General features: G+C 59.9%; 7 protein-coding genes and 1 pseudogene. 3 read left to right on the top strand and 5 right to left on the bottom strand.

The genetic code is table 11. The features are described from left to right. Positions 1-257 precede the first annotated feature (257 nt). On the bottom strand, positions 258-497 hold the full coding sequence (locus N4R57_07130; GenBank protein UYV38796.1) for an EF-hand domain-containing protein: 240 nt from the start codon (positions 495-497) through the stop codon (positions 258-260). A gap of 169 nt (positions 498-666) precedes the next feature. Here N4R57_07130 and N4R57_07125 point away from each other — a divergent pair, with 169 nt between their 5' ends. Beyond that, the gene (locus tag N4R57_07125) at positions 667-1371 is read left to right on the top strand and encodes a hypothetical protein (GenBank protein UYV38795.1); all 705 of its coding nucleotides are present in this window, start codon (positions 667-669) and stop codon (positions 1369-1371) included. Between the two features lie 125 nt (positions 1372-1496). On the opposite strand, the gene N4R57_07120 is transcribed toward N4R57_07125, so the two are convergent. From N4R57_07120 to N4R57_07105, 4 genes are all read right to left on the bottom strand, one after another. Then, a complete protein-coding gene (locus N4R57_07120) occupies positions 1497-2492 on the bottom strand; it encodes a fatty acid desaturase (GenBank protein ID UYV38794.1) in 996 nt (331 codons plus the stop codon). Between the two features lie 189 nt (positions 2493-2681). After that, on the bottom strand, positions 2682-4154 hold the full coding sequence (gene der, locus N4R57_07115; protein UYV38793.1) for a ribosome biogenesis GTPase Der: 1473 nt from the start codon (positions 4152-4154) through the stop codon (positions 2682-2684). Positions 4155-4202: 48 nt separating this feature from the next. Beyond that, a complete protein-coding gene (locus tag N4R57_07110; GenBank protein UYV38792.1) occupies positions 4203-5588 on the bottom strand; it encodes a PQQ-like beta-propeller repeat protein in 1386 nt (461 codons plus the stop codon). A gap of 70 nt (positions 5589-5658) precedes the next feature. Continuing rightward, a complete protein-coding gene (locus N4R57_07105; protein ID UYV38791.1) occupies positions 5659-6324 on the bottom strand; it encodes a tetratricopeptide repeat protein in 666 nt (221 codons plus the stop codon). 400 nt (positions 6325-6724) lie between these two features. On the opposite strand from N4R57_07105, the gene N4R57_07100 reads away from it, so the two are divergent. After that, positions 6725-8095, top strand: coding sequence for an efflux RND transporter periplasmic adaptor subunit (locus N4R57_07100; protein UYV38790.1), 1371 nt, complete (start codon positions 6725-6727; stop codon positions 8093-8095). Next, positions 8092-12257: pseudogene (locus tag N4R57_07095) on the top strand (efflux RND transporter permease subunit). The gene N4R57_07100 and the pseudogene N4R57_07095 overlap by 4 nt, the downstream one beginning before the upstream one ends. Positions 12258-12315: the final 58 nt, after the last annotated feature.

Raw genomic sequence — 12315 nt, 5'->3', positions numbered from 1 at the left:
GACCCAACACCGGTGTCAAAGCGCTTTATCCCTGCCAAGTCTTCCCACAGAAGCAGTGGCGCACCGACCCAACCCAATCGTCAGCCCATGGGAGGGGCTGACGATGGCCCGGCGGCCTCCGGCCTTGTTCCGGGCCCGTCGCCTTTAAAGCCAGTCACACTCAAAGCCAGTCGCCCTCAAACAAAAAGCCCCCGGCGCTAAACCGGGGGCCACCTTACGACTGGTCCAAATAGGGCATAGACCCCATCAGGAAACGCTTACTCTTCGAGCACGCCTTCCTCGATCGCCGCGATCAACTCACCCTCGTCAATGTCGCCGCTTTCATCAAGGTCGATCTCAAGAAACTGATCCTCGGTCAGCCCCGGATAGGCCGCCACCATTTCTTCCATCGAGAACACGCCGTTCCCGTCCACATCTTCCGGCGTGGCCGCAACAGCAGCCACAGCAAAAGACGCCACCAGCGCCGAAGCACCAAGCAACACGATAGCTTTTTTCATTTTAAGAAGAACTCCAAAGCCAGCCTTACGCCGACTCACCAAAGGCGATATTACCTTCGCAGGCGATATTGACGAAACCAATGATCCGCGCAAGGGAACTTTGCATGCCCCCAAGGCGTTAGCCCTCAAATCGGCACCTTCTGGCCGATGTCCAATCAAAGGATTCCCGATGACGAAACCGCTGCCCCTCCTCACCCTTCTCGTGGCCGTCGGCTTTGCGCTTTCTCCCTTCCTGTCGTCCGGCTTCAACGGGTTCGAAGCGGGGCAATTCCCCATCCCCCAAGACGACCCACCGGTGCAACCTGCGGGCTATGCCTTCTCGATCTGGGGGCTGATCTATCTGTGGCTTATCGTCGGCGCGGCCATCGGCCTCGTCAAACACCCCGCCTCACCGGATTGGCAGGCGATGCGCCCTGCCCTGATCCTCAGCCTCGGCTCGGGCATCTTCTGGCTCGCCATTGCACAGGTCTCGGTGCCTTGGGCGACCGCTCTGATCTTCTTCATGCTCGCCACCGCCCTCGCCGCGCTTCTGCGCGCGGGCAATGACGAGCGCCTCTGGCTGCGCGAACCGATCGGGCTTTATGCCGGTTGGCTCACCGCGGCCTCTTCGGTCTCGGTCGGGCTGATGTTGGCGGGCTACGGCGTGACCGGGGCCACCACTGCCGCGCTCCTCGCGCTGGCGCTCGCTCTCACTATTACGGTGTCGATCCACCTGCTGCGCCCCAATAGCGCGGCTTACCTCGGCGGCGTTCTCTGGGCACTGATCGGTGTCATCGTCGCCAATTCCGCGCCGATGAACACACCGGTTTTGACACTCGCATCCTTGGGCGCAGTGCTTACCGCTGGCTTAACCCTGCGCGCGCTGCGGTCATAAACCGCCTCCGACTCGCTCAAACAGCGTTAACCTTTTCAACGGCAGCCGGATGTCAGCCGAGAGTCAGCCGGATGTCACCCCCGCATCCGCCGAAGTGTTAAGGTTAATCCATGCGAAAAACGCATTCATTCTGCGGGCGTGTTAACCATTTGCCTGACGTCCCGCCGCGCCGCAGCGAACCCCACCATCCGGCCCTTCTGCTCGTCATAAAGCTTCCAACCGTAACAGCTCATCGCTTCGCGAAATCCGATCTCGTAACTCTCCAGCAAATCGCCGGATTCCTCAAAACACCGCTTAAGGTTATAGCACGGGATATTGGCGTTCAGATGATGCAGATCGTGGTAAGCAATGTTCAGCGTGAGCCAGTCGAAAACCCCGCCAAACCGCAGCACTGACGAGCCCTCAAGCGCGCCTTTTTCATAGGTGTAGTCCGGCTTGCGCCCCCAATACACCTGCTCGAAATTATGCACCACATAGGGGATGATCGCGCCAAAAGTTGCCCCTACATAGATCGAGCCGAGCAGCACAAAAACCCCGGCCCAACCGGCCAGAGCATAGAGCATCGCGACATATCCCAGCACCATCGCATCATGTAGGATAACCCAGTAAACGCCTGTTTTTATTCCATTTCTCGGAAAGCGCCGCAGCACCAGATAGAGCACAAAAGGCCCCACCACCAAAAGCGTAAAGGGGCTGCGATAAAACCGATACCAAAGCTGGCGCAACAGCGGCGCTGCGCGAAATTCCTCGACCGTCATGATGTCGATCTCGAACGCCTCGCGATGGTCCAGATCACCAACATGCGCATGGTGCAGATTGTGGTTATACCGCGTCGCCACATAAGGGCTGAGCGAGATCGGAGAGAGCGCCTCTCCCAGCACATCATTCATCCGCCGCGACGCAAAAAACGCCCGGTGCATGCAATCATGCTGGATCATGTAAACCCGGACCCCAAACAGCCCCGCCACAACCGTCAGCGGCACAACCGCCCACCACACCGTTGCATAGGTTATCGCCAGCGAAATACTCAGCCCATAGCCAAGCATCGTGACCGCCAGATGCCACCACGCGACGGCATCGTTCTTCTGGGTGTAACCCCTTGTAAATTGTCGAATATTCATTTTTCTAACCGTTCCAAATTTCCGGTCCACGCCTGGTTAATTCCCCAGCAGGCGATCATTCGTCCGTCAGAAAATGCTAAATTACATACGCTTAACCAGCAACCCTGCTTGCCGCGGAAATACGGCCCGCGCCCCCCATTTCGCACGCAAAAGAAGGGCTTTGTAAACTAATTTTGTCCAATATCGGGACTATGCGCTAACTGCGGCGCCCCTGCGTGTGTTTTCTAAGCTTTGAGGGACCGCTTTCTTGCGGCCCTTATAGGGGTTCTTGTCATTCTGCGAGCGCATATAAAGCCGGATCGGCGCGCCCGGCATGTCGAAACTCTCGCGCAGCCCGTTAACCAAATAGCGGGTGTAACTGTCCGGCATTTTATCGGGATGCGAGCACATAACAACAAACCCCGGCGGCCGGGTCTTGGCTTGGGTCATATAACGCAGCTTGATGCGCTTGCCTTGCGGTGCGGGCGGCGGATGGGCTTCGACCATCCCGGTTAACCATCTGTTAAGCTGGGCCGTGCTCACCCGGCGGTTCCACACCTCATAGGCGCGCAAAACCGCCTCGCGAAGCCGGTCCATCCCGCGCCCCGTCTTGGCCGAAACAGTGATCAAAGGCGCGCCGCGCAACTGTGGAAGCAACCTATCAAAAGCTTCCTTCAAGTCCCTGAGTTTCTGTTGTTTTTCGTCCTCGATGTCCCATTTGTTGACCGCCACAACCACCGCGCGCCCTTCGCGCTCGGCAAGGTCGGCAATCCGCAAATCCTGCTGCTCAAACGGGATCGCCGCATCCAGCAGAACAACCACCACTTCGGCAAATTTTACCGCCCGCAAGCCATCAGACACACTCAGCTTTTCCAGCTTGTCCTGCACCTTGGCCTTCTTGCGCATACCGGCCGTGTCAAACACCCGCACCGGCAATCCGCCCCAGTCCACCGACAGCGAAATCGCGTCCCGCGTGATCCCCGCTTCCGGCCCGGTCAACAACCGGTCTTCGCCGAGCATCTGATTGATAAGCGTCGATTTTCCCGCGTTGGGCCGCCCGACAACGGCCATCTGCAAGGGCTTGGATTTGGTCGGAACCGGCACCGCCTCCTCCGCGCCTTCCTCGGCCTCTTCTTCGGACAGCTCAACCTCGGTTTCGGGCGCATCCAATGCCGCCCGTTTGTCAAATTCATCCGCCAGCGGCATCAACATCGAGTAAAGCTCGTTCAGCCCCTCACCATGCTCAGCCGAGAGCCGCACCGGCTCGCCCAGCCCCAGCCCGAACGCCTCGTAAACCCCGGCATCTGCGGCCGACCCTTCGGCCTTGTTGGCCGCCAAAATCACATGCGCCGACCGTTTGCGCAGGATATCGGCAAACACCTCATCCGCCGGCGTCACCCCGGCCCGCGCGTCGATCATAAACAGGCAAATGTCGGCCATATCCACGGCCCGCTCGGTCAGCCGCCGCATCCGCCCCTGAAGCGAGTCATCGGTGGCCTCTTCAAGCCCCGCCGTGTCGATCACGGTAAAGCGCAGATCCCCAAGCCGCGCAGCCCCCTCACGCAAATCCCGCGTCACGCCGGGCTGATCATCGACAAGCGCAAGCCGCTTGCCCACCAGACGGTTGAACAGGGTGGATTTGCCCACATTCGGGCGCCCCACTATGGCGAGGGTGAAACTCATGTCTTGCTCCAAGCGACGATCAAGCCGCCGCGTTACACTACCCTTGGCTCAACGGAAAGCGTAAAGCTCGCCGTTGGACGACACGACGTACATCACGCCGCCCGCAAACACCGGGTTTGTCGTCGCCCCGCCCGGAATATCCGCGGTCCCAACAAGCGTCCCCGAGGCCGGATCAAACGCGCGGATCTTGCCGTCGTTCGATGCCACGATCAGCTTGCCACCGGCCAATACCGGGCCATAGTGGGCAAAGATTTCCTTCTGGCGACGCGGCCGGTCCTTGACGAAAAAGGGAAGCTTCGTGCCCCAAATTCTCGTGCCGTCTTCTGCACTTAGCCGGACAAGCTCATTGCGGTCAGAGACAAGGAAAACCGATCCGCCCGCAACCCACACAGGGTTCAAAGCGCCTTCGTTTGCGGTCCACTGGCGTTCGCCTGTGCTGGCTTTCATCGCAACCAACCGGCCCGAATGGCTGCCCACATAAACCGTGTCGCCCACGATCACCGGGTCGCCGGTGATGTCCGATACGCGGGTGCGCGCCAGAGCAAAGCGTTGCCCTGAGATCACCCCGTCCCAAACCCGCAAACCGCCGCTGGCAAAGGCCGCCATGACCTCGCCAGAGCCAAAACCAAAGATCGCCACCTGATCGTTCACCGCCGGTGCCGGTGCGCCTAGCACGTTGTTGCGGCTCGGCGTCGCATCCAATTGCCAGCGAATACGCCCGGTGCTCGCCTCAACCGCCCAGGCGGTGTTGTCACCAGCGGCCAAGAAGACAAGGCCGTTCTTGACACTCGGCGCGCCCGACGCGGTCGCGCCCAGCTCTTGTTTCCATTGCTCCTGTCCGGTCGCCGCATCCAGCGCGGTCAACACGCCAAAGCCGGTGGTCACAAACAGGGTTCCGTTGGCATAAGCCAAGCCGCCGCCGGTCGCATCATTCGACCCGTCGCGCGACGGAAGAAGGCTCACACTCCACACCGCCTCGCCGTTGGTCGCTGTGGCGCTCACGCGCGCTTCGGAATCCAGCGTATAGATACGCCCGCCCGCAATCACCGGATCGGCGGTGATGCGGCCTTTGCGGCCATCGCCCGCGCCAATCTTGGTGCTCCAGATCGCTTGCATCGCGCCACCAAAGGCGGGGTGGCTCACCCGTGTCTTCGGTGACCCGTGGCGCTGTGTCCAACTGGCATTCGCTGTGGTTTTCCCGGCTCTAAGGGCAAGCGTGCGGTTCACAGGGATAACATCATTCGCAACCGGAACATCCTCGGTCAGGATCGCGCGCAGGTCTTCGCGTTGACCGGGAAGGATTTCCTCGCGCTTGGTGCAGCCCGACACCGCAATCACCAGCCCCAGTCCAACCCAAAGCCCAACGGCCAAACCGCTCCGCTTCGGCCTATGTGCCCGAATGTCCAGTGCCTGCATACCAAGTGCCTCTGTCATGGCCTCACCCTTGTCTGTCTTCCTCGACGGCTGGTTTTGCCTGTCGCCGCCGTTATTCGCTTGCTTGGGGCTAGTCTGCGCCCGTCGGCTCAGGCGTCACGCCCAACGCCACAATCAACTGTGAAACGCGTTGACGCAAGCCCGCGGTGGCCTGTGCGTCGCTGGCAATGGTCTGCAACCGCTTCGTGGCCGCCTCTGGCTTGCCTGTTTCAATCTCGATCAGGGCAAGCTGTTCTTCCGCCAACAGGCGCAACGCCGACCCCGGAGCGATCAGAGCTTCATAACCGGCACGCCGGTCCTCAACAGACAGGCTCTCGCCCTGAACCGCCAGCAATTTGAACGCCGCCACCTGACGATAGACCAAAGGCAGCTCAGCATTGCTTTCCACCTTCTTCAACGCGGCAACCGCGGCGTCGAATTCACCGTTGGTGACTTGCTCAGCGGCCTCCAGCATAAGCGCAATCGCTTGCGCCCCCGCCGTTGACGGCTCAACCGCGGACAGAGCCGCGGCGCGTTTGATCGGGTCATCGTTCTTCAACGCCGCGATCATTGCATCGCCTGTCGCTTCGGCATTGGCTTGGGTGCTGGCCTTGCGGTATTCGTTATACGCCGCCCCGCCAACCAAAAGGATCACGATAAGAACAGCAATCCAGCCATAGCGTTTCATCAACGCAAACAGCCTGTCGCGGCGCACCTCTTCGGAAACTTCTTCGATAAAACTGTCGCTATTGCTCACCCGGAACGCCCCTTGTTGCGTGATTGCCCCCTCTTACCCTGTCCCCCCCGCGCTGCCAAGAGCCGCAACACGGCCTATTTCACGCCATCGCTGCCCATCGCCTTCCCCATGACACCCCCCTGTGACACACCCCGCTAAGGCAATGTTGGCGCAAAGCCCGCTCATCGACCCGCTGCGCCCCCTTTCACCACCCCTAAAGCGCCGCGCCATTGCTTGAATTCAATGCGAAACGCCCCTAAACTGAACCGCAGAGTTCAGTTTGACTTGCGACCTCGGAAAACCACGTTAAAACAGGCTTTGAGACACCATTCATAGCTTCCCTTCCATGGGCTGGGTCTTGCGCGAACGTCTGCGCCCCCATGTGCTTCCCACGGCCCGAGAGTCGTCAAAAGGATAATACATGCGCATCTTGCCGATTCTCACCGCCGTTTTGGTCAGCGTGTTTCTCTATTTCCTAATCATTGAACGCGAGACGCTGCTCTCATGGGCGAATGGCGACGTCCAAGACGGGGCTGGAAAAGACGGGGCCACAGAAGGCGCAGCTGCGGGCTCTGATACGCCCCCTCCCGCCGATACTCCGGCCAACACGGCGACCGCCAAACAGCCCGCCCCCACGACGATCAACGTCGTTGCCATCCATTCCGAAGCCAAGTCTATCGACAGCGCCGTTATTTTGCGCGGCCAGACCGAAGCCGCGCGCCAGATCGACATGCGTGCGGAAACCAGTGGTTTGATTGTCTCCACGCCCCTACGCAAAGGCTCATTTGTTGAAGAGGGGCAAGTTCTCTGCCGGCTCGATCCCGGCACGCGTGAATCCGCCCTCGCCGAAGCCAAAGCGCGCCTTTCCGAAGCGCAGGCCCGCGTGCCCGAAGCCGAGGCGCAGTTGCCCCGCTCCGAGGCCGACTTGCAGAATGCCCGCGCCCAGCTCATCACCGCCCGCGCCCAACGTACCGAGGCCGAAATCAATCTCAACGCCGCGCTTAAGCTTTCTGAAGGTGGCTACGCCTCAGACACCCGCGTCGCATCAGCACAAGCCGCCATGAGCGGAGCAGACGCGGGCATCGCCTCGGCACTGGCCGGGGTTAAATCAGCCGAGGCAGGCACGAAAACCGCGCAATCCGGCATCCTGAGCGCCAAGGCCAGCATCCAAGCCGCAGAAGCCGCCGTGGCCGCTGCGCAAAAAGAGATCGAGCGCCTCGAAATCCGTGCCCCCTTCGAAGGCCTGCTTGAAACAGACACCGCCGAACTGGGCGCGCTGATGCAACCCGGTTCGGTCTGCGCCACCGTGATCCAGCTTGACCCGATCAAGCTTGTCGGCTTTGTGCCGGAGACCGAAATCCACCGCGTCTCTGTCGGCTCACTCGCCGGCGCGCGCCTGACCACCGGCGAAGAGCTTGTTGGCCGCGTCAGCTTCCTGTCGCGGTCCGCCGATCCTCTGACCCGCACCTTCCGCGTCGAAATCGCCGTTCCCAACCCTGCCCTTTCGGTCCGTGATGGCCAAACGGTCGAAATCATCATCTCGTCCGAAGGTGCAGATGCCCACCTCGTCCCGCAATCCTCGCTTACGCTGAACGATGACGGCGTTCTTGGCGTGCGGGTCGTAACCGGTGACAGCATGGCAAAATTCCAACCCGTCACGCTTTTACGAGACAGCGCCGAAGGCGTCTGGATCACCGGGCTTGAAAACGCCGCCGACGTGATCGTCATCGGCCAAGAATATGTGGTCGACGGTGTCCCCGTCAAAGCATCGTTCCAGGAGGCCACCAAATGATCGGCATCGTCGATTATGCCGCCTCCCGTGCGCGGATGGTCATGGCATTTATCGTGCTCTCACTCTTGGTGGGAGCTTTTGCCTATGTGACCCTCCCCAAAGAAGGTGAGCCGGACATCCAGATCCCCGGTCTCTTCGTTTCGGTCCCCTTTCCCGGCATTTCGGCTGCCGACAGCGAAACTCTGCTCGTCAAAGTCATGGAAACCGAACTGGCCGATCTCGACGGGCTCGACCGGATGGTCGCCACTGCGGCAGAAAACTATGCCGGGGTCTTTCTCGAATTCGAATTTGGCTGGAACAAATCCGCGACCATGGCCGACGTCCGCGAGGCCATGAACACGGCCGAGGGCAAATTCCCCGAAGGATTCGAAAAATACACGATCAACGAGATCAACTTCTCCGAATTCCCGGTGCTCATCGTGAACCTTACCGGCGAAGTGCCCGAACGCACCATGAACCGCATCGCCAAAGACTTGCAGGACAAGCTGGAATCGCTCGACGCGGTGCTTGAGGCAGGGATCGTCGGCAACCGCGATGAAATGCTCGAAGTGGTGATCGACCCGCTGCGACTTGAATCCTACAACGTCACCGCGGGCGAATTGATCAACGTTGTGCAAAACAACAACCAACTCATTCCCGCAGGTGAGGTTGAAACCGCGAATGGCTCCTTCTCGGTAAAAATTCCGTCAAGCTTTACCAAGCCACAGGATGTCTATTCCCTTCCGGTCAAGACGAATGGTGATCGTGTCGTCACGCTGGGCGATCTGGCTGAAATCCGGCTCACCTTCGAAGATCGCAGCTCGACCGCGCGGTTCAACGGCGAAAACACCGTTGCGCTGCAAGTGGTCAAACGCAAGGGTTTCAACCTGCTCGACATGGCCGAAGAAGTCCGCAAGATCGTGGGCAATGCCCACACCGCTTGGCCGAAAGAACTGCAAGCCGCTGTGCATCTGGGAACGTCTAACGATCAATCCCACGTGGTTGGCTCGATGATTGACCAACTCGAAGGGTCGGTTCTGACCGCTATCGCGCTGGTTATGATTGTCGTGCTCAGCGCGCTTGGCGTGCGCCCGGCGCTTCTTGTCGGTTTTGCCATTCCCACCTCCTTCCTACTGTGCTTCGTGCTGCTGGCGCTCATGGGGGTTAGCGTCTCAAACATCGTCATGTTCGGCCTGATCCTTGCGGTTGGGATGCTGGTCGATGGGGCCATCGTTGTGGTCGAATACGCCGACAAACGCATCTCGGACGGGGTCGGCCCTATGCACGCCTATGTCGAGGCGGCCAAACGCATGTTCTGGCCGGTCATCTCCTCTACGGCGACGACGCTTTGCGCATTCCTTCCCATGCTGTTTTGGCCCGGCGTTCCGGGACAGTTCATGGGCATGCTGCCGGTCACGCTGATCTTTGTGTTGTCCGCATCGCTGATCGTGGCATTGATCTATTTGCCGGTCATGGGGGGCGTATCGGGCCGGATCACCCGCAGCTTTAGCTATGGTTCGGTCTGGCTGCGTCGCAACCTCCACTGGACGCTACGCTTGTTGCTTGTGGTGCCTTCGCTCTACCTGCTCTACCTCGGCGCACGTCAAACCCTCAGCCCGGGTCACCTCTTTGGTGGCACCCCACCGGCCGAAGGTGTCTTGGCGTATCTGCCCGGCCTGCTCATTTTCCTTATCGGCTCAATGCTCAGCTCGATTACCGTCGGAGCGGCCAAATACGAAAGGCGCAAGCTCCCGTCAGAGCGACGCAAACGCACGCCATTCGGCCTGCTGATCAAATTCGTCGCAGGCAATCCCATTATGCCGATCGTCTCCATCGTCACGGTCATCTTTGTGGTGATGCAGGTGTTTGCCTATTTTGGTGAAAACAACAAAGGCACCGAGTTTTTCGTCGAGTCAGAGCCCGAACAAGCCATCGTTTACGTGCGCGCGCGCGGCAACCTTTCCATCGCGCAAAAAGACGCGCTTGTCGCTCAGGCCGAAAAAATCGTTCTCGCCCATCCCGGCATTAAAAACGCCTTCGCCTTCGCCGGCGAAAGCGGGCTGAACAATAACACCGGCGGCTCTCAACCCCCAAGGACACCATCGGTCAGGTGCAGCTTGAAACCATCGCGTGGGTGGACCGCCCGGACGCTAAGGAACCTTGGTTTACGATCCCGCTGATCAACTACACGGTCATGCGCCAAATCAAATCGCCCGATTATGACGGCGACCTGATCATCGACCAACTGACGGCTCAGCTTGAACAAATTCCCGGCATCAAGGTCGAAATCCTCGCTCAGGCGCGCGGCCCGGCATCGGCCAAACCGGTGCATCTACGTCTGAAAGGCGATCGTTGGGACACGCTTCTTCCCGCCGTCGCCACCGCCCGCGCCAAATTTGACGCAACGGCTGGGCTGACCCTGATCGAAGACACGCTTCCCCTGCCCGGCATCGACTGGCAAATCGACGTCAACGTCGAACAGGCCGGACGCTACGGTGCGAATGTCGCGACCGTCGGCGGTATGGTGCAACTCGTCACGCGCGGCATCCTGCTCGACACCATGCGCGTCGACAGTTCGGACGAAGAGATCGAGATTCGCGTTCGCCTCCCCGAGGCAGACCGCGTGCTCTCTACGCTCGACAGCCTGAAACTGCGCACCACCGAAGGCTTGGTGCCCCTGTCGAACTTTATTTCGCGCAAACCCGTCCCCAAGCTGGCCGAAATCAACCGCACCGATCAACTGCGTTATTTCGACGTCAAAGCCGGGGTCGAGGCCAGCCGCATGTTCGTGCAGCTCACTCTGCCCGCCGAATTGGTCGAAAACAGCGGCTTCGAAGACGAGGCGCGACGCCAGCAACAGGCCGCAGATTCCCTTGCTGCCAAGACCGGCACCGACCCTGTCGCGCTCGAGGTCTTTCCAATAAAGCTCGGCTTTGGCAGCGAAGTGACCCCGCAAAGCGTCAAAGAGGGCGCGCCCTACGACCTTGCATTGAACTTCACAACGCCCAAATTTTTCGGCTTGTTCGGGTACACCTACACGACACGGTATTTTAAGTTTCAATCTCCCGGCGACGTGCCAAATACGGCTGCTATGCAAACGCTGATGGACAATGGCGCGACCATTGGCACCACACCAATGACCGCAAATGAACGGATTGCCACACTCACGGAATGGCTCGAAACCTCGCCCTTCCCTGCGGATGTCGAATGGGAATGGACCGGCGATCAGGACGATCAGGCCGAATCCCAAGCCTTCCTCATGTCTGCCTTTGCCGGGGCGCTTGGCCTGATGTTCATCATCCTGCTGGCACAGTTCAACAGCATCTATAACTCTGTGCTGGTTCTATTGGCCGTGGTGCTTTCGACCACTGGCGTGCTGATCGGGATGCTGGTCATGGATCAGACGTTCTCGATCATCATGACCGGCACCGGGATTGTTGCTCTGGCCGGGATTGTGGTGAACAACAACATTGTGCTGATCGACACCTATCAGGAATATTCCGGCTATATGCCTCGGATTGAAGCGATCATCCGCACCGCCGAAGACCGCATCCGCCCTGTGCTCCTGACCACGATCACCACCATGGCGGGGCTTGCCCCGATGATGTTCGGTCTCTCGCTCGACTTTCTGGGTGGCGGATACTCCATCGACAGCCCAACTGCGCTCTGGTGGAAACAGCTCGCCACAGCCGTTGTGTTTGGGCTTGGGATCGCCACGGTGCTTACGCTGGTCTTTACCCCTTCCATGCTTGCGCTGCGGGTCTGGTTCGCGACTTATGTTGGCTGGCTTGCCCGCTTGCTCAAAGTCCTATCCATGGGCCGCGCCAGCAGAGCGGCTCAGGATTGGGCGCTGCGTCGCGCCGCGCGCCGCATCCGTGCGCCCGAACTCCTCTGGCCCGAGGATTGGGACGCAGACGCCCTCGCCTTCCAACCCGAAGCCGATGAAGACGCCGCTCCCGAACTTGCGGATGTGAAAGGCGTTCTCACGCGGGCAGGCAAACTGGATCCCAAAGATACAGCCGACAACGGCACCCCACGGCCATCGCCCGTCACGGAAGAATTGGGACCAAAAGCAGCTGAGCAAGACCCCGCTTCGAACATAGACGCGCCCCAAGCCGGAACTGGCAAAGAGGGCCCGGATAGTAACGAACCGGGTGAAGACACGGTGCGCGCCGCCGAATAAGCGCGCACCGCTCGGCGCCACCGCCCCTTGCCTGTATGCCAAATCCGAGCCTAAGCTT

This window comes from Rhodobacteraceae bacterium D3-12, assembly GCA_025916135.1.
In the GTDB taxonomy this organism is placed as follows: domain Bacteria; phylum Pseudomonadota; class Alphaproteobacteria; order Rhodobacterales; family Rhodobacteraceae; genus JAKGBX01.
The sequence above is the reverse complement of the archived record's forward strand: the minus strand, read 5'-3'. Positions and strand labels throughout refer to the sequence as shown.

Coding starts and splice junctions, on each gene's coding strand:
- der (UYV38793.1), bottom strand. CDS start 4,154: ATGAGTTTCACCCTCGCCATAGTGGGGCGCCCGAATGTGGGCAAATCC.
- N4R57_07110 (UYV38792.1), bottom strand. CDS start 5,588: ATGACAGAGGCACTTGGTATGCAGGCACTGGACATTCGGGCACATAGG.
- N4R57_07100 (UYV38790.1), top strand. CDS start 6,725: ATGCGCATCTTGCCGATTCTCACCGCCGTTTTGGTCAGCGTGTTTCTC.
- N4R57_07130 (UYV38796.1), bottom strand. CDS start 497: ATGAAAAAAGCTATCGTGTTGCTTGGTGCTTCGGCGCTGGTGGCGTCT.
- N4R57_07125 (UYV38795.1), top strand. CDS start 667: ATGACGAAACCGCTGCCCCTCCTCACCCTTCTCGTGGCCGTCGGCTTT.
- N4R57_07120 (UYV38794.1), bottom strand. CDS start 2,492: ATGAATATTCGACAATTTACAAGGGGTTACACCCAGAAGAACGATGCC.